The organism is Polaromonas sp. P1_G1, assembly GCF_056405595.1.
The window spans coordinates 1-26,970 of the sequence record NZ_JBFUBU010000038.1; the positions used below are offsets into that span (position 1 = coordinate 1).

Consider the following 26,970-nt stretch of genomic DNA (forward strand, 5'->3'; position numbering starts at 1 on the left):
CCCCGTCCTGGCTGGGCCGAGGAGCGCAGAGACAAGCGGATCAGGGATCGCGTTGTTTGAGCGAAGCGAGTTTAGCGAGACCCCGYYTGGCTCGAGCACCGCAGGTTGCCCGAAGCGAAGCGTAGGGACCCAGACTGCGGGTCGCCTTTTCTTTGGTGACTTTCTTTTGGCGAAGCAAAAGAAAGTTACTTGCCGCCGGGCAACCCCCGGCCAGCAAAACTCAGCAAAGACAACACCCCAAGAACAAGCAAAAAACTACGAAAAGAATAGCCCGTCCAGCAAGGACAAAAAAAGCCTAAACCCATCCCTCCAGCACCACTTTCCCACGCGACTTCCCGGACTCGATCAAGGCATGCGCTCGCCGCAAATTCGCCGCACTGATCGAACCGAAGCTCTCCGTCAAGGTCGTGCGGATCAAACCCGAATCGACGAGTTGGGCGACCTCGTTGAGCAGGCGGTGTTGCGCCACCATGTCGGGCGTGCCGAAGAGGGGGCGGGTGAACATCAGTTCCCAGTGGATGGATGCGCTCTTGCGTTTGAACAGCGTGATGTCGAAATTCACCGGGTCGTCGATCAGGCCGAACTTTCCTTGTGGTGCGATGGCTTCGGCGATTTGCGCGAGGTGGCTGTCGGTTTGTGTGAGGCTCACGATGTAGTCCACCGCGGGAATGCCGATGCGCTTGAGTTCTTCGGCAATCGGCCGGCTGTGATCGATGACGTGATGGGCGCCGAGCTCTTTCACCCAGGCCTGGGTTTCAGGCCGTGAGGCCGTGCCGATGACGGTCAGCGAGGTCAGGCGCGTGGCCAGCTGCGTCATGATCGAGCCGACACCGCCCGAGGCGCCGATGATCAACAGTGTTTTGTTGTTCGGTGTTTTGCCCGGAGCTATACCCAGGCGGTCGAACAGCATTTCCCAGGCGGTAATGCTGGTCAGGGGCAGGGCGGCGGCTTCGGCAAAGCCCAGCGTTTTCGGCATGCGGCCGACGATGCGTTCATCGACCAGGTGTAGCTCGCTGTTGGTGCCGGGCCGGGCGATGGAGCCCGCGTACCAGACCTTGTCACCGGCCTTGAACAGCGTGACCTCGGGACCGACGGCGCGCACGACTCCGCTGGCGTCATAGCCCAGCACCTTGTAATCCGGGCCGGCGTTGCGGGCCGCGCTGGCGCGCACCTTGGTGTCCACTGGATTCACCGACACCGCCTTGACCTCAACCAGTACATCGTGGCCGCTGGGCGTCGGATCGGGCAGGGTGATGTCGGTAAGGCCGGCCTCGCCTGCAGCGTTGAGGGCGTGGGCCTGGATGTAGCCAATGGCTTTCATGGTGTTTCCTTTGTGGTTCAAGTTGGACGAAAAGCGATGTTTTAACTGTATGATTTTTGAAAGTCGGGATAAACAACCTAGCAGTTGAAGGTATTTACAAATAAAATTTGTAAATGAAGGCCCTGCAAGACCTGGAAATCTTTGTCCGCACCGTGGATTCGGGCAGCCTGTCGGCCACCGCACGCGGCCTCGACCTGACACCGGCCGCCGCCAGCGCCGCGCTCAAGCGGCTTGAGGCGGAGCTGCAGGCGCCGCTGTTTGTGCGTTCCACGCGCAGCCTGCGCCTCACGCGCGAGGGCGAGGTCTTCCTCGCGCATTGCCGGCCCGCGCTGGCCGCCTTGCGTGATGCGCAACTGGAACTGGCCAGCGGCCGGCAGCAGGTGAGCGGCATGCTGCAGCTGGCCGCGCCTTCCGACTTCGGCCGCAACCTGCTGCTGCCCTGGCTGGAGGAATTCCAGCAACAACACCCCGGTATCCGCTACCGCCTGCATCTGTCGGACCGCGTCACCAATGTCTACAGCGATCTCGTCGATGCTGCCTTTCGCCAGGGTGAGCCGCCCGACTCCAGCATGCTGGCGCTGCCGGTACACCTGACCAACCGCCGCGTGCTGTGCGCCTCGCCCGCCTACCTGCAGGCGCATGGGACGCCCGCGACGCCGCAAGCCCTGGCGCAGCACAGCTGCCTGTGCTTCATGCTCGGTGAAGAGGTGTATGACCGCTGGAGGTTCTGGCGTGATGGCGAAGAGCTCACCGTGCGCGCCGGCGGCGGCAACATCGCCAATGACGGCGACGTGGTGCGCCTGTGGGCGCTGGCCGGGCGCGGCATCATCTACAAATCGCGGCTGGACGTGGTGGCCGACCTGGCCGCGGGACGGCTGGTGGCGCTGTGCACCGACTGGCAGACCGAGGCTTCGCCGATGTACATGGTGTTACCGGGGCGGCGGCAACTGACGCCCGGCCTGCGTTTGCTGCGGGAGTTTATCGAGCAGCACTGCGCGGAATTGACCAAGGCCTAGTTTGCAGCCACCCGCCCGCATTGGCAAGCACAAGCGCCAAACCCGCCCTGACTTGAGGGTTGCGTTCAGGACTACAGACCTGGGAGCCCATCGCGCGCACAATGAATTTTCCAGCCGCCATCTTGGCGGATCGGATCATCAGGCAGCCCGGCCCGCAGGCCCGCGCGCTGCAACTCCTGAAAGGAAAAACGCGCATGCAAATCCAGGTCAATTCCAACCACAGCCTGCACACCGGCGAATCTTTCGAGCGCTGGGCCAGCGGGGAACTCCATCAATCGCTGGGCCGCTTCAAAGGCGACATCACACGCATCGAAGTGCACATGAGCGATGAGAACAGCGACAAAACCAGCCCCGACCAGAAGCGCTGCGTGATGGAGGCGCGGCTCGCGCGCCACGAGCCGCTGGCCGTCAACCACAACGCGCCCAACCAGGACCTGGCTTTCCGCGGCGCAAGCGACAAACTCAAGCGCATGCTGGACCACACGCTGGGCAAGCTGCGCGACCATCACCGGGACCGCGAAACCATACGGCACGAGCCCGCACCCGAACCCGGGACGCCTTAGCCCGCGCTAGGATTTTTCCAGGGCCTTGACCATGACAAAGCGGCGCAGCTGGGCGCCGCGCCGCTCGACGAGCTGCTCTGCCTTGACCGTGAAGCCCTGGCGCGCGAAAAACGGCTGGCCCACCAGGCTGGCCTCGGTGTAAAGCTGCGCCACGCCGATGGCGCGCAACGCGGCCTCGGCGCGGCCCAGCAGCTGCGAGGCCACACCGCGGCGCGCCGCCAGCGGTGAGCTGAACATCAAGTCGATGTGGCCGTCGTCTTCGTAGGCGACGAAACCCAGCAGCGCGTCGCTGTTTTCGGCCTCTTGCGCCAGCAGTACCCTCAAAGGTTTTAGCCGCGCCTCCCAGATGCCCAGGTCGGGCGGCTGCGGCGCCCAGGCCTTGCGTTGAGCTTCGTCGTAGTGGCTGCCCGCGAGGCCGTGCACCGCATCGGTGTATAGCTGGGCAACGGCGGCCAAGTCTGCGTTTATGTAAGGCCGGATGTGCATTTCAGCGAGAAGCCTCGGGCGGTGCCTGCTCTTCCGGGTCTTCGCGCGGCGCTTCAGCCACCGGAACCACGAGGTGGGCAAATGCACCTGCCTTGACAATCAGCACCACCGCCAGCAGCAACTCAAACAGGGCGATGGAGATGTCCAGCTTGGCGTCCGGTGTGATCGATGAGAAGGCGGCACTGGATTCCATGAACAGAAAGCTGCGGAAGATAAGCCACACCAGGGTTGGCGCGGCCTTGGTGATCAGCCACAGGCCCAGCAACGCGGAGCCGACCTTGGCAAGCTCGTGGGGCTCGGCGGACAAGCGGTTCTGGTATTGCGTGCGGGGCAGCAGCTTATGGGCGATCGCCATGGGGAAAAGCCAGAACAGCAACGCCGCGGCAACGTAAGCCACCCCGATGGCGTAGGAAACGATGCTTGGGGTTTTGCCTAAATTGTTTGCGGCAAGCGCGGCGGGGATGCTCACCCAGTAGGCCACGCTGGCGATGGCAAGCCAGACGGCGAACAAACGAACACCCAGGCCAACAAGTTGTTGAGGAGTCATGGAATTCCTGTTGTAAGGCGGGATGTCATTCCGCCGGTCCGGCCACCGCGGCCGGGAGCGCCGGTTTTACCATGCCCTATCCGGAATTCAAAAGCTCCCCAGGTAATCCATCTTGCCCAGCGGCACGCCCTGGTGGCGCAGGATGTCGTACGCGGTGGTGAGGTGGAAGAACAAATTGGGCAGCACGAAGTTCAGCAGGTAGGGCTCGCACTCGAAATTCAATTCCTTGCCGCGTACCTTGAGCGTCACAGTGCCGCCAGCGCGCGCATTGATTTGCGCCTCGTCCACGGTCTTGAGGAAGTCCAGCGTCTTGGTGATGCGGGCCTGCAGTTCCTCAAACGTGGTTTCGGTGTCGGCAAAGCTGGGCGGTGTGACGGCGGCCAGGCGCGCCGCGCCGAACTTGGCGGCGTCGCTCGCGCCCTGGACCTGGCCCGACAGCGGGTACATGTCGGGCGCCAGGCGGGCGTTGACGTAAGTGGAAAGGTCCACCTTGTTGGCTTCGGCGTGGGCCTTGGCCTTTTCAAGCACGGCCGACAGGTTGGCGAAGCCGCGGATAAAGACGGGAATGGAAGCCTGGTAAAGCGTCAGTGCCATGGGGATTCTCGAGGGTAGGTTTCGGCGGGATGGCCGTGGCGGAAATGCCGGCCCTGATTTTGTTCCCGTTGCGGAAATTTTGCTGGCATGGTGCAAACTTGCCGGAAAGCCGTGTTTCACGCTGAATTAAAAACTGCCGCTTGATCCCATGAAAATCGCCCTGCTGTCGGATGTACACGCCAACCTGCGCGCGCTGGAAGCCTGCCTGGCCCATGCCACCGCGCTGGGCGCCGGCCGGCTGGCCGTGCTGGGCGACCTGGTGGGCTATGGTGCGCAACCGGCCGAGGTTGTGCGGCGCATTCGCGGCCTGGCGGGCGAGGGCGCCATCGTGCTCAAGGGCAACCATGACGAGTGCGCCGTGGCGCCGCCCGCGCAGGCCCGTTCACTCGACCAGAGCGGCGCCGCCTGGACCCACGAGCGGCTGGACCAGGATGCACTGGACTTCCTGGCGGCGCTGCCTTTGACGGCCACTGTCGATGCGGCGCTGCTGGTGCATGCCAGCGCCGACGCGCCCGGGCGCTGGCACTATGTCGACAATGAACGCCGCGCCGAAGCCAGCCTTGATGCGGCGTGCCTCAACCCGGCGGTACGTTATGTGTTCTGCGGCCACGTGCACGAACAGACGCTTTATTTCCGCGGCACGGGGCAAGGGCTGATGCGTTTCCAGCCCACGCCGGGTGTGCCCATACCGGTGCCGCCGCATCGGCGCTGGATCGCCACCGTGGGCTCGGTGGGCCAGCCGCGCGACGGCAACACCCGGGCCATGTATGCGCTGTTCGACGCCGACCGGGCCGAGCTGACCTTTCACCGCGTGGCTTACGACCATCTGGCCGCCGCGGCCGATATACGCGCGGCGGGTTTGCCCGCCTGGTTCGCCGAGCGGCTGGAGGCTGGCCTGTGAAGCTGATGGCGCCCGGCACCGTGGTCGACGGGTTTGTCGTCGGTGAGTGCCTGCATGCCGGCGGCATGGCCCACATCTACCAGGTGGGGTATGCCGATCCGTCGCGGGCCGCGCCTTTTCCGATGGCGATGAAGGTGCCGCGCATGACGGCCGGCGATGGCGCCGAAAACATCGTGGGCTTCGAGGTCGAGCTGCAGCTGCTGTCGGCATTGACGGGGCCGCACGTGCCGCGGCTGGTGGCGGCGGGTGACCTGGAAAAGCTGCCCTACCTGGTGATGGAATACGTGCCCGGCCGCACCCTGCAACAACTGCTGGACGACACCACGGGGCCGCTGCCCGCGCAGGAAGTCGCCCAGTTGGGTGTAGCCGTGGCCCAGGCGGTGCACAGCCTGCATCTGCAGGATGCCTGCCACCTGGACCTGAAGCCGGCCAACGTGCTGATGCGCCCCGACGGCAGCGCGGTGCTGCTGGATTTCGGCTTGTCCTGCCACGCGCATTACCCGGACCTGCTGGCCGAAGAACTGCGTCCCGCCGTCGGTTCGTCCGTCTGGATGGCGCCTGAACAGGTGGTGGGCGTGCGGGGCGACCCGCGCAGCGACATTTTTGCCATCGGTGTCATGCTGTACGAACTGGCCACGCGCGAGCTGCCCTTCGGCAACCCGCAAACCCGGGGCGGCCTGCGGCAACGCCTGTGGATGGACCCGGTGCCGCCGCGCGCCCTGCGGCCGGATTTGCCGGAGTGGCTGCAGGAGGCGATCCTGCATTGCCTGCAGAGCGATGCCGGCCGGCGTTATGCATCGGCCGCGCACCTGGCGCTGGACCTGTCGGACCCGGCGCAGATCGCCGTGACGGAACTGGGGCGGCGCCTGAAGGCCACGGGCTTCTGGGCCCACTTCAAGCGCTGGCTGCGCGCGGTGGGCAAGGATTACCGGCCCAGCGCGCTGCCTTCGCGGCAGATTGACGCCGCGCCCATCATCATGGCGGCCGTGCCGCATCGGGACGTGAGCGACGCCACGCTGTATTCGCTGCGGCGCGCCGTGATGCGGGTGCTGGGCACGGCGCCCGGCGCGCGGCTGGCCTGCGTGACCGTGATAGACCCCGCGGAAGCGGACGGCCACGACACCCGGACCAGCGAAACCACGGTGCACCGGCGCTACCTGGGCATGCTCAGGCAGTGGGCCCAGCCCTTGGGCCTGGACAGCCGGACGTTGTCCTTCCACGTCATCGAGTCGGGCGACGTCGCGCAGGCGCTTCTGCACTATGCCCGGGGCAACCAGGCCGGCATCATCGTCATGGGGGCGGCGACGCACGGCCTGCAGATGCAGCGCCTGCTGGCGACCGTGCCGATCAAGGTCGCCATGGCGGCGCCCTGCACGGTGATCCTGGTCAAGCAGGTGCTGCCGTTTGACCGGCTGGCGGGGGAAGAGGGCTAGGCTTTCAGGAGCCGGCCATGAGCTTGTGTACGAGGTCGGCCGTGGTGGAAGCTTTGTACTTGCGCATCAGGCGGGCGCGGTAGATTTCGACGGTGCGGTGGCTGATGACCAGCGCGCGGCCAATCTCCTTGGAGGTCATGCCGTCCATCAGGTGGGCGGCCACTTCGCGCTCGCGCGCGGTGAGTTCGGCGGTGACGGGGCGGCGCGAGCTGAGGTCTTCGAAAGTCCAGATGCCGGCCTCGTGCGGCGCGCTGCGGTTGAGGGCGCGGCCGGTGACGTGGCACCAGAAGGTCTCGCCCTTGTTGCGGCCGTCGACGCGTTTCATGATGCGGTCGTCGGCGTACAGGCCCTTGGCGTTCAGGATAGGAAGCATGCGCGCGCCTATGCGCTCATACTCGTCTGCGCTGGGGTAGAGGATCTGGAAGGACTGGCCCGCAAGCTGTTCGCGCGTGGCGCCGAACATCTCGCATAAATGCTGGTTGCAGTCCACAATCGAGCGGTTGCGGGACAGCACCAGTCCCACTGGCGCCAGATCGAATGCGAGCTGGTAATCCACTTCCACAGTACTTACCTTTACGGAAAACTACGTAACTTAATAAGTAGTATCGTAATGGATTGCCTGGACATCGAACGACTCAAGGAGACGATTTGTGAAGAAACTTTTTCCCTCAGCCGCCGAGGCCCTCAAGGGCGTCGTCAAAGACGGCCAGTTGCTGGCCGTGGGCGGCTTCGGCCTGTGCGGCATTCCCGAGGCGCTGATCGACGCGCTGCGTGACAGCCAGGCCAAGAACCTGACGGTGATCTCCAACAACGCGGGCGTCGACGGCTTCGGCCTGGGCAAGCTGCTGGAGACCCGGCAGATCAAAAAAATGATCTCCAGCTACGTGGGCGAGAACAAGGAGTTCGAGCGCCAGTACCTGGCCGGTGAACTCGAACTCGAATTTACGCCCCAGGGCACGCTCGCTGAAAAGCTGCGCGCCGGCGGCGCCGGCATCCCGGCGTTTTTCACCAAGACCGGTGTGGGCACGCAAGTCGCCGAGGGCAAGGAGTTACGCGAATTCGACGGCGAGACCTATGTGATGGAGCGTTCGCTGGTGCCCGACGTGGCCCTGGTCAAGGCGCATGTGGCCGACAAGTCGGGCAACCTTCGCTTCAACCTCACGGCCCGCAACTTCAACCCGGCCGCAGCGATGGCCGGCAAGGTCTGCATCGTCGAGGTGGAGAAGATCGTCGAAGTCGGCGAGCTGGCGCCCGACGACATCCACCTGCCGGGCATTTATGTGCACCGCATCGTGCTCAATGCGAACCCCGAAAAACGCATCGAGAAGCGCACCATCACCGAGAAAGCAGGAGCCTGACATGCCTTGGACCCAAGACCAGATGGCGGCACGTGCCGCCCAGGAACTCGAAGACGGTTTTTATGTGAACCTCGGCATCGGCATCCCGACGCTGGTGGCCAATTTCACCGGCGACAAGGAAGTGTGGCTGCAGTCGGAAAACGGCATGCTGGGCATAGGCCCGTTCCCGACCGCGGACCAGGTCGACGCCGACCTGATCAACGCCGGCAAGCAGACCGTCACCACCATCAAGGGCTCGTCCATCTTCGGCAGCCATGACAGCTTCGCGATGATCCGCGGCGGCAAGGTCAACCTGTCCATCCTGGGCGCGATGCAGGTCAGCGAAAAAGGCGACCTGGCCAACTGGATGATCCCGGGCAAGATGGTCAAGGGCATGGGCGGCGCGATGGACCTGGTGGCGGGCGTCAAGCGCGTCATCATCCTGATGGAACACGTCGCCAAAAAGAAGGACGGCAGCGAGGACATGAAAATCCTGCCCCAGTGCACCCTGCCGCTCACGGGTGTGGGCGTGGTGGACCGCATCATCACCGACCTGGCCGTGATGGACGTGACACCCGAAGGCCTCAAGGTGGTGGAACTGGCGCCCGGCGTGACGCGCGAAGCACTGCAGGCCAAGACCGGCGTGACCTTGATCTAAGGCTGAAAGCAAAAAAGCCGCCGGCCTTTTCAGGCGGCGGCTTTGGCGCCCCGGGGGTTTCCTTGGGGCTTATTTTTTTGCGGATCTCGTTCTTTCGGGGCCTTTGGCTTGTTCGGCCTTCCCATGCCGCTCGCCTTCGGTGGCCGCCGCGGCCCTGCGCCTGGCCGGCGTGGCCTTGTCCTGCAGCAACTCGTCGCGGGCCAGGTTTTCGATCATGGCCAGCAGCACCGTGCGTGTCATCTTGATGTGCTCAGGCTCTATGCCTTCGATGCTCACATTGTTGGTCTCTTCGGCCAGGGGCACCAGCAGCTTCTTGAGCGCGCGGCCCTTGTCGCTCAGGTGCACATACATATTCTTCTTGTTGGTGGGCAACTGCTTGCGCTCGATATAGCCCAGCGACTCCATGGCTTTCATGGCGGTGAAGGTGGTGGGCTCCATCACGCCGGCGCGTTCGCTGAGCTCTTTTTGCGTCAGCCCGTCGGATTCCCAGAGGATGCGCAGGAAAGTCCAGTGGCCGAAAGGTACCCCATGCTGCGCCAGCCGCACCTGCAGCGCGCGGTGAAAGGCGCGTGAGGCATCGCGGATCAGGTGCGCGAGGCGGTCATTGGGCACGGCTTCACGCCAGTGGCGGATGATGTTTTGGGTGTCGTTGCTCATGAACCAACATTGTGACCGACTTGGTGCGGGGGGATGCAATCCCGGCCGCTGCGGGCGGATTCGAGCAGCGCCAGGCAAACCGCCGTGGTGGCGCGGGCCCATTCGCCGCTGTGCACGGCCGGCTTGCCTTCGGCCACGGCGGCGTACAGTTCGTCTATCACTTCCCGGCGCGGGATAGCCGGCGCGGGGAGATGTTCTACGGTTTTTTCGCTGTCGGTATAGACGGTGATTTCCGACGGCCCGGGGCGCAGGTCGGCCTTTTCGCAGCTCACGATGACCTGGCCGAAATGCTGGTGCCGCAGGCCAGGGGGCAGGGCGCTGCCGGCCGTGTACAGGCTGCCGCCGTAGTTGCGGGCGGCTTTGAGCGCGCTTTCTTCCGCGGAGGTGGCCGCGCCCTGCAGCCGCTTGCGGGCCGCGCCATAGTCGGCCGGGTTTTTGAGCTGGCCCATCTCGCCGATATTGCCCAGCAGTTCGTCCGAATCGTAGTGGCCGTAGCCGCTGTAAGTGGCCGAGGCGAAGGCGCCGCCTTCAAATCCCAGCAGCGCGCTGTAGGCGCCCTCGGTGGGGCGGCTGGTATCCCAGGCGCCGGTGTGGGCGCGCACGCTGCGCACCAGCCCGCCGCCCAGCAGGCGCACGATGTCCATCTGGTGGGTGGCCTGGCTGTGGATCACGCCGCCGCCGGCGGCCGTGTCCAGCTCCTCGGGGCGGCGCGGGCGGTAGAGGAAGTCGGTGAAATTGAGCGCGTGGATCATCTTCACCGCGCCGTAGCGGCCGCTGTCTATCAGTTCGCGCGTGCGCCGGATGGGGGTATTGAAGCTGTGGCTGTGGCCCACGATCAGGTGGACCCCCGCGCCGCGGGTCGCGTCAATCATGGCGCTGCATTCGTCCACCGTCAGGGCCATGGGTTTTTCCACCATCACGTGCTTGCCGAAGGAGGCGGCCAGGCGCACGTGCTCGGCATGGAACTGGTGCGGCGAGGCGATGTAGAGCGCCTCCACCGCCGGGTTGGCGCACAGCGCCTCGATGGACTCGTAGCTGGGCGCGCCGAAATCTTTCTCAAACTGCGCGCGGGCGGCGGCGATGGGGTCGGTCGCGCCCACCAGCTTCACGCGGCCGTCGTGCACAAAGGTGGGCAGCATCAGCGTGAAGGCCCGGCCCAGGCCCACGATGCCGAGTTTCAGTGTGCGCTGTGTCATAGGTCCAGTACCAGTTCAGGCGATTTTGCCCGCGAGACGCAGACCATGATGTGATYGGCCTTTTCCTCGTCGCTCAGCACCATGTCGCGGTGCTCGGCCTCGCCGGCCAGCAGGCCGGTCTTGCAGGTGCCGCAGGTGCCGCTTTCGCACGAGCTGGCTACGCGCAGGCCGCTGCCGCGCAGGGCTTCCAGGAGGGTCTGTTCGGCGCTGACCTCCACGGACTTTCCGCTCCTGGCCAGGCGCACGCTGAAGGGCGTGTTTTCCGCATACACGGTGGCGTCGACACCGAAGCTTTCGAAATGCACGGCGCCCGAAGGCCAGTGGCCCGACATGTCGGCCACGCTGTCCATCAGGCCTTTGGGGCCACAGCAGTAGACGTGCGCCGCGGCGGGCTTTTCGAACACCGGCCACAGGTCCAGCGCCTGGTCCATGTCGCCGTTGTCGTGGTGGATCTGCACCTGTCCGGGGAATTCGGATTGCAGCTCGTTGATGAAGGCGGTGCCTGCGGCATCGCGTGTGCAGTAGTAGAGCTTGAAGCCGCCGGCCTGGGTGCGCTTGAGCTGCCGCATCATCGAGAGGATGGGCGTGATGCCTATGCCGCCCGCGACAAAGATGAAGTCGCTGGCGTGCGCGGCCAGCTCGAAGTTGTTGCGCGGCGCGCTCACGGACAGCAACTGCCCGGCCTGCACCTCGTCGGCCATGCTGATGGAGCCGCCGCGGCCGCGCCCGTCGCGCTTGACGGCGATCTGCCAGGCACCGCTGTCGGCCGGGTCGCTGCACAGCGAATAGTTGCGGCGCACGCCGCTGGGCACTTCCACCGTCAGGTGCGAGCCGGCTGTGAAAGCGGGCAGGGGCGCGCTGTCGGGACGGCGCAGCTCGAACAGGTAAATGCCTTGTGCGACTTCCTCTTTGCGCGCAACCTTCAAGGGAAAGAAATCGGGCTCCGCTGCCGGAGCTTGCATCGTGCCATTGGCGACGCCAGGGTTAACGCTCATTCTTGTCTCCAAAATTTTCTTGACAAATCACAAAATAACGATAATCTTAGTCATCTAAGAATAATCGTCTTGCCCCGGATTTGCAAGCTGTTTTTAAACCCGTTTTGAAGCAAGGGCCCCACCGCGGCCCGCCACTGATGAGAAGGACATTCGCGATGTTGACCGCTGAGGAAAATGAACTCTTGTGCCGCGTTGAAGGCCAGGCCCCCATGGGCCAGTTGATGCGCCGCCACTGGACGCCCGTCTGCCTGATCGAAGAGGTCAGCGAGCCCGACGGCACACCCGTCAAGGCGCGCGTGTTCGGCGAAGACCTGGTGGTGTTCCGCGACACCAAGGGCCGCGTCGGCGTGATGGATGAATACTGCCCGCACCGGCGTGTCTCGCTGGTGTTCGGCCGCAATGAAGACTGCGGCCTGCGCTGCCTGTATCACGGCTGGAAGATGGACGTGGAGGGCAATGTGCTGGAGATGGTCTCCGAGCCCGCCGCCAGCGGCATGGCGCAAAAGGTCAAGCACCTGGCCTACCCGGTGAAAGAGTGGGGCGGTTTTGTCTGGGCCTATATGGGCCCGAAAGAAAGCCGGCCCGAGTTCGAGCCGCCGGCCTGGGCGCCCACGGCCGATGCCAAGGTGACGATTGCCAAGGCACTGATCCCCTGCAACTGGGCGCAAATCCTTGAAGGCGCGATCGACTCGGCGCACAGCTCCAGCCTGCATTCCTCCGACATGGTGCCGGCGCGCGTCGAAGGCGCCGAGGCCACCGATACCAACTGGCTGCGCCCTTCGACCGACAAGGCGCCGCGCATGCAGGTGGAGCGCGGCAGCTACGGTTTCCGCTACGCCGCCATCCGCCGCCCGATCAAGAACGCGGCCGCCAACGACTACATCCGCTCGACGGTGTTCGTCGCGCCGGCCACCGCGCTGATCCCGCCCAACAACCTCTACAACGTCGCCAACATCAACGTGCCGATGGACGACACCAACACGGCCTTTTATTTCATCGCCTGGGGCCATCCCTCGCAGACGCCCGACACCGACAGCTGGCGCAAATTCCTGGGCCAGCAGCTCGGCGCCGACCTTGATGCCAACTACGCGCCGCTGCGCAACCGCGCCAACCATTTCTGGCAGGACCGCGAGGCCATGAAGGCCGGCAACTTCACCGGCATCACCGGCTTTCCCAACCAGGACATCGCGATGTGGGTGACCATGGGGCCTATCGCCGACCGCACGCACGAGCGCCTGGGCGCCAGTGACATGGCGGTGGTCGAATTCCGGAAGCAGATGCTGGAGGCGGTGCGAGCCTTCCAGGCCGGCGGCACGGCCATAGGCACAGGCGCGGCGCGCATCCCGTCCAGTGTGGTCGCCTTCCAGGCCATCGTGCCCAAGACCACCGACTGGCGCGCCTACCAGGCGTCCTATGTCTGGGACACGCGCGAGCCCGCGCTGGAGCCGTCCTACTCCACCTAGCTGTATTGCTATTTCTTTTCCGTTTGCTTCTCGTTCCGCATCGTCAGCTTAAAAATTATCAGGAGACAAGTCCATGAAATCCCCACGCCGCTTCCTCTTGCTGGCCAGCGCACTGCTGCTGGCCGGCCTGCTGCCCCGGTTCGCGAGTGCTCAGGGCGCCTACCCTAACCACCCCATCAAGTTCGTCGTGCCCTATGCGGCCGGCGGCCTGCCCGACACCGTGGCGCGCATCTTCGCGCAGCGCCTGGGCGACAAGCTGGGCCAGGCGGTGGTCGTCGACAACCGTCCCGGCGCGAATGGTGTGGTCGCCGCGCAAGCGCTGGCCACCGCCCCCAAGGACGGCTACACCTTCCTCGTGACCGACGGTTCGATGTTCTCCATCAACCCCGCCATCTACAAGAGTCTGAGCTACAACTACAAGCGCGACTTTATGCCGGTGTCGCTGGCAGCGCGCGCGCCGCTGTACCTGGCGGTGCACCCCAAGGTGCCGGTTAACACCTTCCAGGAATTTGTCGCTCTGGCCAAAGCCAAACCCGACACGCTGAACTACGGCTCCTCCGGCATCGGCAGTACGCATCATCTGACCATGGAGGCGCTGAAAGCTTCGCTCGGCCTGCAGATCACGCATGTGCCTTTCAAGGGCTCCGGCCAGTCGGTGCCGGCGCTGATCGGCGGGCAGGTCGAAGTGCTGTTTGCGGCCCTGCCTTCGCTGGTGGGCTTTGTGAAGGGTGGTCAGGTCAAACTGCTGGCCATCAATTCACCCCAGCGCTCGCCGCAGGAGCCCAATGTGCCGGCCATCGCCGAAACCATCCCGGGCTTTGACTTCGCGCCCATCGTCGGCGTGCTGGCTGCCAAGGGCACCCCCGCCAGCGTCATTAATCGCATCAGCGCCGAAATGGCGCAGATCGCCAAGATGCCGGAAGTGATCGCCACGCTGAGCAATGCCGGCATTGAGGCCATCGGCAGCGGTCCGGCCGATTACAACAAAGCCATCCTCGGCGAGAACGAACGCCTCGCAAAGGCTATCGTTGCATCAGGCATCAAACCTGAATAACCCTTACTGAAACCTCTCTTAGCCCTCTCAAGGAACACACCGCGACATGTCAAAACTGAAACTGAGCTTCGGCTGCTGGAACTACGACCGCACCCGCGCCCTGATGGACGGGAGCGTGCAGCCCGACGGCATAGACCTGAACTACCTCAACATGCCGGTGGAGGAAACCTTCTTCCGCATGCTGCGGCACAAGGAGTTCGACGTCGCGGAAATGTCGCTGTCGTCGTACACCGTTTCCATGTTCAAGGAGCCACGGCCTTTTGTGGCGATCCCGGTGTTTCCGTCGCGCTTTTTCCGCCACTCCTGCATCTATGTGAATGCCAACTCAGGCATCCGCGAAGCCAAGGACCTGATCGGCAAGCGCGTTGGCAACCCCGAGTACCAGATGACGGCCCCGGTGTGGATACGCGGCATCTTGTCCGACCACTACGGCGTGCCCGTCGACAGCGTGACCTACTTCACCGGCGGTGAGGAAGAGCCCGGCCGTTCCGAGAAGATCAAGCTCGACCTGCCACCCAACATCAAGGTGGAGCGCATAGGGCCTGACCAGACCCTGGCGCAGATGCTGCTCGACGGCGAGATCGACGCGCTCTACACCGCGCGCATGCCCTCCAGCTTCCTCAAGGGCGGCGGCAAGGTGCTGCGCCTGTTTGAGGACTACGAACAGGTCGAGCGCAACTACTTCAAAGAGACGGGCATCTTCCCCATCATGCACACGGTCGCGATACGTCGCGACGTCTACGAGGCCAACCGTTGGGTGGCGCGTTCGATGATGAAGGCGCTTGAAGAATCGCAGCGCCGCACCTATGAGGACCTCTACGAAACCGCGGCCCTCAAGGCCATGCTGCCCTGGCTGACCTCGCACGTCGAGCAGGTCAGGCGCGAAATGGGCGAAGACTTCTGGCCCTACGGCTTCGAGAAGAATCAGGCCACGCTGCAGACCTTTTTGCGTTACTCGTTTGAACAGGGGCTGTCCAAGCGGCTACTGAAACCCGAGGAGCTGTTCGCACCGGAATCGCTAGAAGCCTTCAAAATATAGGGTGCCCCCCGGCGCACACCCGGCGCACAACAAGATCAAGATGACAAGATGAGACTGGATGTCTGACACCTTTCTGGGCTACCTGCTGGCAAGCGCCGCCTTGCTGCTCTTCACCGCGTCCATCCTGGTCACCAAGGTGGCGTCCCATCGCCTGGACCTCGGCCTGGGCTTCCTGGTCGCCACTTCCGCCAACGTCGCTTTCTCCGCCCTGGCTTTCGGCGTGCAGATGGGCCTGCGCGCCGATGCGCTGCGGTGGAATGCGCAGGCCTTCTGGCTGTTCGCCGCGGCAGGCGCCTTCGCCACTTACCTGGGTCGTTTTTTCTTTTACGAATCCGTCGTGCGCTTCGGCCCTGCCAAGGCCAGCATCTTCCAGATCAGCAGCCCGCTGTTCACCGCCCTGATGGCCTGGCTGTGGCTGGGCGAGCGCCTGAGCGTGCTGGTGGCGCTGGGCATGGTGATGACCATCGCCGGCCTGATGCTGGTCAGTTACAAGCCCGGGTTTTTCTCACGCCGCGGCACGGCCGCCGTGATGGCGCCTGACGGCGGCCCCGCGCCCGTGGCCCTTCCATCGACCGTCATGCAGCGCGTGCTGCAGTCGGTGTTCCTGCTGGGTGTGGGCAGTTCCATGGCATACGCGATCGGCAATGTGCTCAGGGGCTCGGCGGTGCGCGGCTGGAACGAGCCCGTGCTGGGCGCGCTGGTCGGCGCGGTCAGCGGCCTGGCGCTGCACCTGCTGTTCAGCGCCGGCAAGCGCGAGATCGCCTCGCGCATGCGCTCGGCCGACCGCGGCGGCATGGCGCTTTTTGCACTGATCGGCGTGTCGACGATCTCCGCGCAGATCTGCGTGATCGCCGCCATGCGCTACATACCGCTGTCCGTCGCCACGCTGGTGACCCTGTGCACACCCATCCTGGTGTTTCCGCTCAGCCACCTGCTGTTCAAGGACAGGGACGCCATCAAGGCCACCACGCTGGCCGGCAGCGGCTTGACATTGCTCGGAATCGCCATCATCGTGATGCGCTGAGCCGCCGGCCCACCGCAGGCCGGCAACATTTCGCCCGCAGACACAAGGCACGCCCATGGACACCCCGGACAAAACGCTGCACCGCGATTACGCCACGGCGGCCGAGGCCATGAAAATCCTCAATGTCAGGCAGCAGACCTTGTACGCCTACGTGAGCCGGGGCTGGATACGCAGCGTGGCCCAGCAGGGCCAGAAGGGAAAGCTCTACCTGCGCGAGGACCTCACGCGCGTCGGCATGCGCTCGCTGGCGCGCTCCGGCCACGGCGCAGTGGCGGCCTCGGCCATGAACTGGGGCGAGCCCATCTTCCCGACCTCCATCACCGAAATCACCGAAGAGGGCCCGCGCTACTGCGGCCACCTGGCGGCCGACCTGGTGCGATCCGGCGCTTCCTTCGAAGCGGTGGCCGAACTGCTCTGGACCGGCGAGCTGGCCACCCGCGCGAAAGCCTGGACTGTGCGCAAACCCTCCGCCGAACTCGTCAAGCTCACGCAGACGCTGACCACCCTGCAGGTGCAGGGCAACGTGCTCGAGTCTTTTGCACTCGTGGTGCTGTTGCTCGGCATGCGCCGCGGCTCCGTGGCCGAGCGCCTGTCGCAGGGCAAAACCTTRCCGGCCGCGCGCGAGATCATGCAGACCGTCGTGGCCTGCTGCGGTTTTGTTGGCGCGGCGCAAGGCTACCGGCCGATGCAGCGCGGCGAGTCCATGGTCACCGGCCTGCTGCACGCATTGGCCGTGCCGCCGACCGCAGAGAACAGCGAAGCCCTGCGCGCCATGCTGATCCTGATGGCCGACCATGAACTGCCGCCCGGCACCCTGGCCGCCCGCGTCGTGGCTTCCGCCGGCGGCACCCTGCACAGCTGCCTGGCCGCCGCGCTGTGCGCGACCTCGGGCGTGTCCGTGGGCCGCATGTACGAGCGCGTGGAAGACTTCCTGGGCCAGGCCCCCACCACGGCAGCGCTCGTCAAGCGCGCCCACAAGCTCCATGCCCAGGGCCAGAGCGTGCCCGGCTTCGACCACCCGCTGTATCCCAAGGGCGACCCGCGCGCCGCGCAGCTGCTGGCCATGGTGTTCAACCGTGAGAACCCCGGCCGCGAACTGCGCGCGGTCTCGCGTTTCATCGACGAGATGCGTACCGGCGCCGGCCTGTTGCCCCGGCAGGAACTGGCCCTGGTCGTGATGGCCCGCGCCATGGGCCTGCCGCGTCAGGCCACGGCCGCGCTCTTCGTGCTGGGTCGGCTCGCGGGCTGGGTCGCGCATGTGCAGGAGCAGCGAGCGGCCGGCATGTTGCTGCGACCGCGCGCCAAGTTTGTAAAGCCGCCAGCCCCCATCCCAACCTTCCCCCAGCGGGGGAAGGAGCAAATCCGGTCCTAGCGTCATCGCAGCGTGCCGCTCTTGCTCCCTCCCCCTCTGGGGGAGGGGAGGGGTGGGGTGGGGGCCAGCGACCTCAAAACACCCCGCCCTTCTTCGTGATGCACGGGCCTTCGGTCGCTCAGGGCGTGCGCATTCGTGAAAAGCGTTGAGACCCGTTCACATTGATTCAATGTTCAAGATTGAATCAATCCTGGGTCTTCACTAGGATGACTGGCGCCTGCAAATTCGCGCCATAAAAACTGGAGACAAGACATGCCATTCAATCGCCGCATCGGGGTGCTCGCCCTCTGCTTTTCCGGCGCTTTCGCCGCCTTCGCCGGTTCGCCGGGCTGGGCCCAGGACTACCCGGCCAAACCCATCCACATCGTCGTGCCGCTGCCGCCCGGCGGCTCCAACGACGTGCTGGCCCGCATCCTGGGCCAGAAGATGTCCGAGTCCTTTGGCCAGCCCGTCATCGTCGACAACAAGCCCGGCGCGGCCGGCAACATCGCCACCGACTTCATGGCCAAGACCGAGCCCGACGGCTACAACATCGCGGTCGCGCCCAACCAGACCGTGGCCGTCAACCCGGTGCTGTATCCCAAGCTGCCCTTCGACGTGAACCGCGACCTGACCGGCATCACGCTGATGGGCCGCGTGCCCATGGTGCTGGTGGTCTCGCCCGCCAAGGTGCAGGCCACCAGCGTGGCCGAACTCATCGCGCTGGCCAAGGCCAACCCCGACAAGCTGACCTATGCCTCCGCCGGTTCCGGCAGCCCGCAGCACATGGCCGCCGAGGTTTTTAAATCCATGACCGGCACGAAGCTCACGCAGATTCCCTACAAGGGCTCCGCGCCGGCGCTGGTCGACGTGCTGGGCGGCCAGGTCGACGTGATGTTCTGCCCCATGAACTCGGCGCTGCCGCACATTCGCAGCGGCAAGCTGCGCGCGCTGGGCACCACAGGCACCAAACGCGTCGAGCTGCTGCCCAACGTGCCGACGATTGCCGAGACCGTGCCCAGCTATGAAAGCGACATCTGGATAGGCATGGTGGCCCCGGCAAAAACGCCGGCCGCCATCATCCACAAGCTCAATGCCGAGCTGCGCCGTTCGCTGGCGCTGCCCGACGTACAGGCCAAGCTGGCCGAGCAGGGCATTTATGCCGAGACCAGCACGCCCGCCGAGTTCACAAAACTCATCGCCGACGACCAGAAGCGTTGGGCTGCGGTAATAAAGGCCGCCAACATCAAGCCAGAGTAAGCGGCCATCCCCTTTTTCATCAGGAGATTTCATGACTCTTCCTTCCGGCTCCGCCGTGCGCCGCGACATTCCCCAGCCTTCCGAACCGGAAGACACCGTCTGGGCCAGCGATGCCATCGCCGACATGCTGCGCGCGATGGACATCCCCTATGTGCTGCTGAACCCGGGCGCCAGCTTTCGCGGCCTGCACGACAGCATCGTCAACCACCTCGGCAATGAAAAGCCGCAGATGATGGTGGTGTTGCACGAGGAGCACGCGGTGGCCATTGCCCACGGCTACACCAAGGTGACAGGCAAGCCGCTGATCGCCATCCTGCACAGCAACGTCGGCCTCATGCACGGCTCCATGGCGATCTTCGACGCCTGGGTGGACCGCGTGCCCGTCATCGTGCTGGGCGCCACCGGCCCGGTCGACGCCAACAAGCGCCGCCCCTGGATCGACTGGATACACACCGCGCAGGACCAGGCGGCCCTGGTGCGCCACTTCATCAAATGGGACTGCCAGCCCGCGTCGATTCCCTCGGCGCAGGAAGCCCTGCTGCGCGCGCGGCAGATCGCCACCACCGCACCCCAGGGGCCGGTCTATGTCTGCTTTGATGCTGCGTTGCAGGAATCCAAGCTGGCCGAGCGTCCCGCCATTCCCGACCCGGCGCGCTACCTCGCGCCGCCGCAGGCACGCCCTTCGGACGAGGTCGTCGCGCAGGCTGCGGCGCTGCTGACCGGTGCCAGCCGTCCGGTGATCCTGATGGGCCGCGTCACCCGCAGCGAAGCCGCCTGGGCCGAGCGCATCCAGCTGGCCGAAACCCTGAACGCCGAGGTGCTGACCGACCTGCGCGTGGGCGCGGCCTTTCCGACCGACCACCCTCTGCATGCCGCGCCCAGCGGCGCCTTCCTCACACCCAATGCGCAGGAAGTTTTGCGCGAAGCCGACGTGGTGCTGAGCCTGGACTGGCTGGACCTTTCGGGCACGCTCAAGCAGGCCTGGGGCGACAAGCCCGTGGGCAGCAAGATCATCCAGGTCTCGGTTGACCACTACAGCCACAACGGCTGGAGCATGGACCACCAGGGCCTGCCGCCCGTCGACGTCTTCATGCTGTGCGAGCCCGAGCCGGCAGTGACCCTGCTGAACCAGCACGTCAAAGCGCGCAAGACACCCGCGCCCGCCAAACGGCCGCTGCCGGTATATCCGCCGGTGCAGCCCGTGCCGGGCGCCTCGGGCGCCAGCAACATGATGGTGTCCACGCTGGCCGCCACGCTCAAGCGCGCGGTCGGCGACCAGAAGGTCTGCCTGATGCGCCTGCCGCTGAGCTGGAGCGGCGAGATGTGGGACTTCAGGCATCCGCTGGACTTCCTCGGTTATGACGGCGGCGGCGGCATCGGCTCAGGCCCCGGCATGTCCATAGGCTCGGCGCTGGGCCTCAAGGGCAGCGACCGCCTGCCCGTCGCGGTGATCGGCGACGGCGACTACATGATGGGCGTCAACGCGCTCTGGACGGCCGCCAACGCCCGCATCCCCATGCTGGTCGTGGTCTGCAACAACCGCTCCTTTTTCAACGACGAGGTGCACCAGGAGCGCGTGGCACGCCAGCGCAAGCGCCCGATCGAGAACCGCTGGATAGGCCAGCGCATCAGCGACCCGCCGCCCGACCTCGCCATGATGGCGCGCGGCCAGGGCCTGACGGGAATCGGCCCGGTCGAAGACGCGGGTGAACTCGAGAAGATCCTGGTCGACGCGATTGCCGCCGTGAGGCGTGGCGAAACCGTGGTGGTCGACGTGGTGGTGCAGACCGGCTACAGCGCGGCCATGACGGCGGGATTGACCCGGTCGAAGGACTGACGATTGCTTGAGTAAGGACACAAAATTTATGCGCGCACACGAAATCCCCGCCGGCATCCTGCCGACCCAACGCGGCCTGTACTACGGCGGCGCCTGGCACGCGCCCAAGGCGGGCGGCCAGGCCGAGACCTTTAACCCGACCTATAACGAAGCCATCACCAGCGCCCCCATTGCCGATGCGGCCGACGTGGACGCCGCCGTGCAGGCCGCCCACGCGGCTTTCCCGGCCTGGGCCGCCACGCCGCCCGTGGAGCGGGGCCGTTACCTGCGCAAGGCGGCTGCCGTGCTGCGCGAGCATGCGGTGCCGCTGGCACTGCTGGACTCGCTCAACAACGGCAACCCGGTCTCGGCCTTGGCCATGGACGCGGGTTTTGCCGCCGACTGCCTGGATTACTTCGCGGGCCTGGCCACCGAGATCAAGGGCGAGACCATCCCCATGGGCGACGGCAACTTCAACTACACGCTGCAGGAGCCGCTGGGCGTGATCGCCCGCATCGTCGCCTACAACCACCCCTTCATGTTCGCCGCCGCTCGCCTGGCCGCGCCGCTGGCCGCCGGCAACACCGTGGTGGTGAAGTCGCCCGACCAGGCGCCCCTGTCCATCCTGCGGCTGGCCGAACTCGTGGGCGACATCTTCCCGCCCGGCGTCGCCAACTTTTTATGCGGCGGCCGTGAGTGCGGCGACGCCATGGGCAAGCACCCGCTGGTGCGCAAGATCACGCTGATAGGCGGCGTGCCCACCGGCAAGGCCGTCATGAAGACGGCGTCCGACAACCTGAAGCCCGTGCTGCTGGAGCTCGGTGGCAAGAACGCGCTGATCGCCTACCCCGATGCCGATCTCGACAAACTCGTCAACGGCATCATCGGCGGCATGAACTTCACCTGGTCGGGCCAGAGCTGCGGCTCCACCAGCCGCGTCTTCCTGCACGAGTCCATCCACGACGCGGTGCTGGAGAAAGTCGTCAAGCTGCTGCCCGAGCGCCACAAGCCCGGCATACCGACCGACCCCAGGACCACCATGGGCTCGCTGGTCAGCCGCGCGCAGCTGGAGAAAGTGCAGGGCTATGTCGCCAAGGGCCTGGAAGACGGCGGCCGCCTGGTGTGTGGCGGCAAGCAGCCGACGGACGAGGCGCTGAAGGACGGCTTCTTCTACGAAGCCACCGTGTTCGCCGACATGAAACCGCACATGCGCCTGGCGCAGGAAGAAGTTTTCGGCCCCATCATGTCGGTCTTTAAATGGGCTGACGAAGACAGCCTGTTCGAGCAGGTCAACGGCGTGGACTTCGGCCTTACCGGCTCGATCTGGACGCAGAACATCAACACCGCGCACCGCGCCGCCAAACGTATACACACCGGTTATGTGTGGATCAACAACTCCAGCCAGCACTTCATGGGCGCGCCCTTCGGCGGCGTCAAGCAGTCGGGCATTGGGCGCGAGGAATGTTTTGCAGAACTCATGGAGTTCACGTACACCAAGAACGTGAACCTGAAGCTCGGCTAAAGCCCCCACGCACGCACAGCCCCGTGGGGGGGCTGTGCGGTGTTCAATCCGCCATCCGGCCGAAACGCCCCGCGTTGAAATCCTTCATCGCCTGCAGGATTTCCTCACGGGTGTTCATCACAAAAGGCCCATGTCCCACGATGGGTTCGTCGATCGGCTCGCCGCTGAGCAGCAGCAGGGTGGCGTCGCCGTTGGCCTCGATCTGCAGCGCTTCGCCTTCGCGCTCCAGCAGCGCCATCTGCGCTTCGCGCACCACGTCCTGGCCGTTGAGCTGCACCGTGCCGCGCAGCACCACCAGCGCCGCCGTGCGGCCTTCCGGAATGGTCAGCACCACCGTCTTGCCTTCGCGCAGCCGCATGTCCCACACGTCGATAGGCGTGAAGGTGCGCGCCGGCCCCTTGTGGCCCTCATAGTCGCCCGCAATCACGCGCACGCTGCCCGCACCGTCCGGCAGGTCCACGCGCGGGATGTCCTTGTCCAGGATACCCTGGTAGCCCGGCGCCGCCATCTTGTCTTTGGCCGGCAGGTTGACCCACAGCTGCACCATTTCAAACGGCCCGCCCGTGCGCGTGAATTCGCGCGAGTGGAACTCCTCATGCAGGATGCCCGAGGCCGCCGTCATCCACTGCACGTCGCCCGGGCCGATCACACCGCCGTTGCCGGTGGAATCGCGATGCTCGACCTCGCCCTTGTAGACGATGGTCACGGTCTCAAAACCGCGGTGCGGGTGCTGGCCCACGCCGCGCGGCGTGTCGGTGGGCTCAAACTGCGCCGGGCCGGCGTAGTCCAGCAGCAGAAAGGGGCTCACATGCGAGCCCAACGTGTCATAGGTGAACAGGGAGCGCACGGGGAAGCCGTCACCCACCCAGTGGCCGTGAGGGTTGCTGTAAATGCCCAGAATCTTTTTCATCGCGCGTTTCTCCTGTTTCCTGTGTGAGGCCGGCAAGAATCGGGCCAATACAGGGCAGATGGGGGCAGACAGACGCCCCATTAGGGGGCAAAACCGCATGTCTGCGTTCTGTTTTTAGAACAATTGGGAGGGACGCGCTGGCATAGGGGAATTGCCCCCGGGAAGCGCCAGGCAGGCGACAGGAAAGCGTCCGATACCGCGCCGCACCATATTCCCACACGCCATCGCGCAGGGGCGGCTAGGCTGGTTTTTGACCCACCCCTATCCATAAGCCAGGGAGAACCGACATGACGGCCAGCCCAGCGCGCCGTGAGGATTTTGATATTGCCGGCTGCAGCATTTCCGCTGTGCTCGCCGGAAACCGGAGCAATCCTGCGGTCCTGCTCCTGCATGGTTTTCCGAGCTCGTCGCGGACCTTCAGGAACATCATCCCGCGCTTGTAGGAAAAGTGTTTTGTGATCGCGCCGGATCTTCCGGGTTTCGGCCAGTCAGGCCTCATTCCCGATCCGAGCTTCGCGCGCTTCACCGATGTGATTGAGGGTCTGCTGGAAAAGCTTGGTGTGGCCGGAGCCTATCTTTATGTGCACGACTACGGTGCACCCGTCGCGCTCGACCTTGCGATGCGCGACCCGGGCCGCGTGCGGGGCCTGGTCATCCAGAACGCCAACGCGCACCGCACAGGCTTTGGCCCGGCCTGGCAGGACACGATTGCCTATTGGGATACGCCGTCGAAAGAGAATGAAGAAGCCGCCACCGCCCACCTGAACTTCGAAGGGGTGCGCGCCCAGTACGTGGGCGGCATACCGGAGGACATCGCCTCGTGCATTTCCGCCGGCAACTGGATAGAGGACTGGCGCATCATGAGCCGGCCCGGCCATTTTGAATTGCAGCGCGCCCTGGTCAAAGACTACGGCCGTTATGCCGACCGGTTCAAGGATATCGCGCTCTATCTGCGCCAGCACCAGCCGCCGGCGCTCATGCTCTGGGGTCGGCATGACAGCTTCTTCGACTGCGGTGAAATCGTGTCCTGGCTGCGGGACTTGCCGCGCATGGAGGCGCATGTCCTCGACGGTCCGCATTTCCTGCTCGAGACCCATGCTGCGCAGTGCGCGGAATTGATGGTCGATTTTGTGAAAGAGAGAGGGTGACATTTAAAAGGGGTGCATGCCATGAACAAGGAAAGCGGCTCCCACCAGATGGAGCAAGCGGTGCGGCAATTGTTTGAGCGCTATGAAGGCCACTTCAACGCCGGCTTAAAGGGCGAAGTCGACCTGCCGGCCGTCGCGGCGCTCTATGCGGATTCGTTTATCGCCGCATCACCCTCGGGCCTCTTCACAGGCAAGAATGATGAGGAACTCAAAAAGGTGACGGTGCAAGGTTTCAAGCACTACCGTGAAACAGGTGTGCAGCAAATGGTGGTGCGCGATCTCCAAGTCTCGGTCATTGACGAGCTTCACGGACTTGCCCGCGTGGAATGGAGCGCGACCTACAAGGCCAAAGGCCAGGAAAAAGTCATCCCCTTCACCAACGTCTATCTCGTGCGCCTCGAAGGCGCCGATGCCAAAGTACTCGGCTGGATCACCGGGGATGAAGAAGCGTTGCTGCGTCAGCACGGCATTGGGTGAGCCACCGCTGGGCGACTGAAACAAGCGGCCGGCCATCACAGTTGACATCCAGGGTCTGCAATCAGTATCGTCATAGCCATGAAAACAATGAAGCTGCATGAAGTTCCTGGCGCGTTGCTGGCCGTGGAATACGAGGCCATCCATGGCGCAGTGGGCATGCCGGTTCTTTTGCTGCACGCCAACGTCGCAGATCGACGAATGTGGCAAGGCCAATGGGAGGGGCTGGCAGCAGCCCGTCCTGTAGCGGGCTACGACCGTCGTGGCTTTGGAGAATCGCGCACATTGAAAGCAACGCCGTATTCGAATGTGGCCGACCTTTGGGACGTGATGGATTCTTTGGGGTATGGCCGTGCGGTGTTGGTGGGCTGTTCCATGGGGGGGCGTGTGGCCATCGACGCGGCATTGGCGCGGCCGGACCGGGTGAGCGGTCTGGTGCTGGTTTCCCCCGGTGTTAGCGGCGCGCCGGCGCCACGATACGGGGATTCGGTCAAAGTCCTGATGGATGCGATCAGCGCTGCTGAGGCGCAGGGCGACCTGGATGCAAAGAATGAGCTGCAGGCGCGTCTTTGGCTGGACGGCCCCTTGAGTCCGCCGGAGCGGGTAGGCGGTGAGATTCGCCGGCTCTTCCTCTCGATGAACGGTAGCGCTTTACGGGCTGCCGACACTGGCCCGGCATCCGAAGAACCTTCCGCATGGGAACAGCTGGAAGCGATCAAAGCGCCCACGCTCGTGATGTGGGGCGATCTTGACCTCCCGCACTTGCAGGAAAGATGCGCGCTGGTTGCGCAGCGCATACCCGGGGCCCAAAGCTGCGTACTTCAGGGCACGGCGCATCTGCCGGCACTGGAAGCACCCCAGGAATTCAACCTGGCGCTCGGGCGATATTTTGAAAGTTTGTTGCGTTGATGGAGGTAGCCAGCCTTTGCCATGACAGGGCAGATGGGGGGTGAAAGGGCACCCCATTAGGTTTCAAAACCGAATGTCTGCGTTCTGTTTTTGGAACAATTGGGATGGAAGCGTTGGCGGTAGGGGAATGACTCGGTAGAGCGCGGGGCGGGCAGGGTTGCTCGCTGGAAAGCAATGAGGCCCTGTGTGAGATCTTATTGGGGAGCCTGGAGCGATTGAAAGGCGTAGCTGATGCTTATCGGGGGATTTGATAACGCTAGGGGCTTTGGTTTGGGAGGGACGCCCAATAGGTCACAAGAGCCTTTCCCGCCCACTTCGGAAGAAAAGTTTCATGAAATGTCTCCATGGCATCTTTTTCTCTGCCGGGAGTTTCTCGACGAAGTCCCCATCGCCACTCCGTGTCGCGTAAACCGATTCCTATATTACCGTCGCCAAAGACAATGAGGTCAAAGTATGGTTCAACAATAGCAAGTTCGCTCGCTTTCAATTGCATTGGGGAGTCTGGTTCAGCCACCCATTTAGCAATTTCCTTTAAATTGGAACGAACCACCATGCCGGTTTGAGTCGCTTTCAATGCAGTTGATGCCGTTGTAACGCCCCCTCCTGGAGGTGCGTACACATTTCCATTGACTTCGATCAGAGAAGTTACGCCAGCTTTTCTAAGCTGGGCAGTCTCTTCGGCTGTCGGTGGTGAGTTGGCCAACCCTAAAACACCATTCATGCGAAATTGTTTGGAATGGCCTGGGAAACTCTGAATATAGGTTTTGACCAAATCTTCCTGACTCCAAAGGTGCGCTTCGTTGTGCTCGCGGACATCAATGAACGCTACTACGTCAGGCGTAACCATCAAGAAAAGCAACCAATCTGAACGGGCTGAAAAGCTCTGCCCTTGTTTAAGCGGAACGCTAGTTAGGTGGAGATGATGTATCCCCCACGTCGCCCATAGCCCGTCTGTTCGCTGCTGGCGCTTATTGCCACTGGTATCGTTTCGAACGCTGGTTTTGCTCTGAAAGGCATTGATGTCATCTCCGTCAATGATCGCCTTTTCTAAAGCATGCAGTGACTCCGTAATTTCTGGAGGAAGACTTACTGGGAATTTGCTCGATGCCACTATTTGGCGAGGCCGAGGCTCAATATATCTGAGTCGGAAATCTAACCAACGTGAAAGTGGGTCGGGAACAGCAGAATTTACAGGCTGCTCAAACACGAGTCCAAATGTTGCTATGAGCTTAAGAGATAGATCGTCTATCTCAGCTTGAAAATACTTCTGAATATCTTGCATGCTCTCTCAATGTG

27 protein-coding genes are annotated in these 26,970 nt (G+C 64.0%); 17 read left to right on the plus strand and 10 right to left on the minus strand.

All coding sequences use genetic code 11. From position 1 onward, the window contains the following. Positions 1-295: 295 nt before the first annotated feature. Positions 296-1,321 (minus strand): zinc-binding alcohol dehydrogenase family protein, encoded by a 1,026-nt coding sequence (locus AC1D1Y_RS18560; protein ID WP_477683619.1) that lies wholly within the window; start codon positions 1,319-1,321, stop codon positions 296-298. Positions 1,322-1,434: 113 nt separating this feature from the next. On the opposite strand from AC1D1Y_RS18560, the gene AC1D1Y_RS18565 reads away from it, so the two are divergent. Then, positions 1,435-2,337, plus strand: a complete 903-nt coding sequence (locus AC1D1Y_RS18565) for a LysR family transcriptional regulator (protein WP_477683620.1) — start codon at positions 1,435-1,437, stop codon at positions 2,335-2,337. A 194-nt stretch (positions 2,338-2,531) separates the two neighbouring features. Then, a complete protein-coding gene (locus AC1D1Y_RS18570; protein ID WP_477683621.1) occupies positions 2,532-2,900 on the plus strand; it encodes an HPF/RaiA family ribosome-associated protein in 369 nt (122 codons plus the stop codon). Positions 2,901-2,906: 6 nt separating this feature from the next. On the opposite strand, the gene AC1D1Y_RS18575 is transcribed toward AC1D1Y_RS18570, so the two are convergent. The 3 genes from AC1D1Y_RS18575 to AC1D1Y_RS18585 form a co-directional block, all read right to left on the minus strand. Further along, positions 2,907-3,356, minus strand: a complete 450-nt coding sequence (locus AC1D1Y_RS18575; protein WP_477683622.1) for a GNAT family N-acetyltransferase — start codon at positions 3,354-3,356, stop codon at positions 2,907-2,909. A 31-nt stretch (positions 3,357-3,387) separates the two neighbouring features. After that, a complete protein-coding gene (locus AC1D1Y_RS18580) occupies positions 3,388-3,897 on the minus strand; it encodes a hypothetical protein (protein ID WP_477683623.1) in 510 nt (169 codons plus the stop codon). 123 nt (positions 3,898-4,020) lie between these two features. Next, complete coding sequence (locus AC1D1Y_RS18585) at positions 4,021-4,527, minus strand: DUF1993 domain-containing protein (RefSeq protein WP_477683624.1); 507 nt, start codon at positions 4,525-4,527, stop codon at positions 4,021-4,023. A gap of 148 nt (positions 4,528-4,675) precedes the next feature. On the opposite strand from AC1D1Y_RS18585, the gene AC1D1Y_RS18590 reads away from it, so the two are divergent. Both AC1D1Y_RS18590 and AC1D1Y_RS18595 read left to right on the plus strand, forming a co-directional pair. Further along, positions 4,676-5,428: a metallophosphoesterase family protein gene (locus tag AC1D1Y_RS18590; RefSeq protein ID WP_477683625.1), complete on the plus strand. Its 753-nt coding sequence runs from the start codon at positions 4,676-4,678 to the stop codon at positions 5,426-5,428. Further along, positions 5,425-6,861 (plus strand): serine/threonine protein kinase, encoded by a 1,437-nt coding sequence (locus tag AC1D1Y_RS18595; protein WP_477683626.1) that lies wholly within the window; start codon positions 5,425-5,427, stop codon positions 6,859-6,861. Before AC1D1Y_RS18590 ends, AC1D1Y_RS18595 begins: the two co-directional genes overlap by 4 nt. 4 nt (positions 6,862-6,865) lie before the next feature. Here the strand turns inward: AC1D1Y_RS18595 and AC1D1Y_RS18600 are convergent, their stop codons facing one another. Beyond that, a complete protein-coding gene (locus tag AC1D1Y_RS18600) occupies positions 6,866-7,423 on the minus strand; it encodes a helix-turn-helix transcriptional regulator (protein WP_436153885.1) in 558 nt (185 codons plus the stop codon). A gap of 88 nt (positions 7,424-7,511) precedes the next feature. Between AC1D1Y_RS18600 and AC1D1Y_RS18605 the strand changes: the two genes are divergently transcribed. After that, positions 7,512-8,219: a CoA transferase subunit A gene (locus AC1D1Y_RS18605; protein ID WP_477676130.1), complete on the plus strand. Its 708-nt coding sequence runs from the start codon at positions 7,512-7,514 to the stop codon at positions 8,217-8,219. 1 nt (position 8,220) lies between these two features. Next, positions 8,221-8,856 (plus strand): 3-oxoacid CoA-transferase subunit B, encoded by a 636-nt coding sequence (locus AC1D1Y_RS18610; RefSeq protein ID WP_477683627.1) that lies wholly within the window; start codon positions 8,221-8,223, stop codon positions 8,854-8,856. A gap of 69 nt (positions 8,857-8,925) precedes the next feature. On the opposite strand, the gene AC1D1Y_RS18615 is transcribed toward AC1D1Y_RS18610, so the two are convergent. From AC1D1Y_RS18615 to AC1D1Y_RS18625, 3 genes are read right to left on the minus strand one after another with little or no spacing between them, the layout of a single operon-like run. Continuing rightward, complete coding sequence (locus AC1D1Y_RS18615) at positions 8,926-9,513, minus strand: MarR family winged helix-turn-helix transcriptional regulator (RefSeq protein ID WP_477683628.1); 588 nt, start codon at positions 9,511-9,513, stop codon at positions 8,926-8,928. Beyond that, the gene (locus AC1D1Y_RS18620) at positions 9,510-10,709 is read right to left on the minus strand and encodes a Gfo/Idh/MocA family protein (RefSeq protein WP_477683629.1); all 1,200 of its coding nucleotides are present in this window, start codon (positions 10,707-10,709) and stop codon (positions 9,510-9,512) included. The genes AC1D1Y_RS18615 and AC1D1Y_RS18620 overlap by 4 nt, the downstream gene beginning before the upstream one ends. Further along, entirely contained in the window at positions 10,706-11,704 is a 999-nt protein-coding gene (locus tag AC1D1Y_RS18625; RefSeq protein ID WP_477683630.1) for a PDR/VanB family oxidoreductase, read from the minus strand. Before AC1D1Y_RS18625 ends, AC1D1Y_RS18620 begins: the two co-directional genes overlap by 4 nt. A gap of 155 nt (positions 11,705-11,859) precedes the next feature. Between AC1D1Y_RS18625 and AC1D1Y_RS18630 the strand changes: the two genes are divergently transcribed. From AC1D1Y_RS18630 to AC1D1Y_RS18665, 8 genes are all read left to right on the plus strand, one after another. Continuing rightward, positions 11,860-13,167, plus strand: a complete 1,308-nt coding sequence (locus tag AC1D1Y_RS18630) for a Rieske 2Fe-2S domain-containing protein (RefSeq protein ID WP_477683631.1) — start codon at positions 11,860-11,862, stop codon at positions 13,165-13,167. A gap of 73 nt (positions 13,168-13,240) precedes the next feature. Next, positions 13,241-14,221, plus strand: a complete 981-nt coding sequence (locus AC1D1Y_RS18635) for a Bug family tripartite tricarboxylate transporter substrate binding protein (RefSeq protein ID WP_477683632.1) — start codon at positions 13,241-13,243, stop codon at positions 14,219-14,221. Positions 14,222-14,267: 46 nt separating this feature from the next. Then, a complete protein-coding gene (locus AC1D1Y_RS18640; RefSeq protein WP_477683633.1) occupies positions 14,268-15,260 on the plus strand; it encodes a substrate-binding domain-containing protein in 993 nt (330 codons plus the stop codon). A 58-nt stretch (positions 15,261-15,318) separates the two neighbouring features. After that, positions 15,319-16,284 carry a DMT family transporter gene (locus tag AC1D1Y_RS18645; RefSeq protein WP_477683634.1) on the plus strand — a complete coding sequence of 322 codons (966 nt, stop codon included), beginning with the start codon at positions 15,319-15,321 and terminating at the stop codon, positions 16,282-16,284. Positions 16,285-16,339: 55 nt separating this feature from the next. Then, positions 16,340-17,656: a citrate synthase gene (locus tag AC1D1Y_RS18650; protein ID WP_477683635.1), complete on the plus strand. Its 1,317-nt coding sequence runs from the start codon at positions 16,340-16,342 to the stop codon at positions 17,654-17,656. A gap of 252 nt (positions 17,657-17,908) precedes the next feature. Continuing rightward, positions 17,909-18,895, plus strand: coding sequence for a Bug family tripartite tricarboxylate transporter substrate binding protein (locus AC1D1Y_RS18655; protein ID WP_477683636.1), 987 nt, complete (start codon positions 17,909-17,911; stop codon positions 18,893-18,895). 31 nt (positions 18,896-18,926) lie between these two features. After that, entirely contained in the window at positions 18,927-20,732 is a 1,806-nt protein-coding gene (locus AC1D1Y_RS18660) for a thiamine pyrophosphate-binding protein (protein WP_477683637.1), read from the plus strand. A 28-nt stretch (positions 20,733-20,760) separates the two neighbouring features. Next, positions 20,761-22,233 carry an aldehyde dehydrogenase family protein gene (locus tag AC1D1Y_RS18665; protein WP_477683638.1) on the plus strand — a complete coding sequence of 491 codons (1,473 nt, stop codon included), beginning with the start codon at positions 20,761-20,763 and terminating at the stop codon, positions 22,231-22,233. A gap of 43 nt (positions 22,234-22,276) precedes the next feature. On the opposite strand, the gene AC1D1Y_RS18670 is transcribed toward AC1D1Y_RS18665, so the two are convergent. After that, on the minus strand, positions 22,277-23,143 hold the full coding sequence (locus AC1D1Y_RS18670; protein ID WP_477683639.1) for a pirin family protein: 867 nt from the start codon (positions 23,141-23,143) through the stop codon (positions 22,277-22,279). Positions 23,144-23,598: 455 nt separating this feature from the next. On the opposite strand from AC1D1Y_RS18670, the gene AC1D1Y_RS18675 reads away from it, so the two are divergent. The 3 genes from AC1D1Y_RS18675 to AC1D1Y_RS18685 all read left to right on the plus strand — a co-directional run bounded on the left by AC1D1Y_RS18675 (position 23,599) and on the right by AC1D1Y_RS18685 (position 25,674). Next, positions 23,599-24,291, plus strand: coding sequence for an alpha/beta fold hydrolase (locus AC1D1Y_RS18675; RefSeq protein WP_477683640.1), 693 nt, complete (start codon positions 23,599-23,601; stop codon positions 24,289-24,291). 21 nt (positions 24,292-24,312) lie between these two features. Further along, complete coding sequence (locus AC1D1Y_RS18680; protein WP_477683641.1) at positions 24,313-24,768, plus strand: nuclear transport factor 2 family protein; 456 nt, start codon at positions 24,313-24,315, stop codon at positions 24,766-24,768. 78 nt (positions 24,769-24,846) lie between these two features. Next, positions 24,847-25,674 (plus strand): alpha/beta fold hydrolase, encoded by an 828-nt coding sequence (locus AC1D1Y_RS18685; RefSeq protein ID WP_477683642.1) that lies wholly within the window; start codon positions 24,847-24,849, stop codon positions 25,672-25,674. Positions 25,675-25,930: 256 nt separating this feature from the next. Here AC1D1Y_RS18685 and AC1D1Y_RS18690 read toward each other — a convergent pair whose 3' ends face one another. Next, entirely contained in the window at positions 25,931-26,956 is a 1,026-nt protein-coding gene (locus AC1D1Y_RS18690) for a hypothetical protein (RefSeq protein ID WP_477683643.1), read from the minus strand. Positions 26,957-26,970 lie beyond the last annotated feature (14 nt).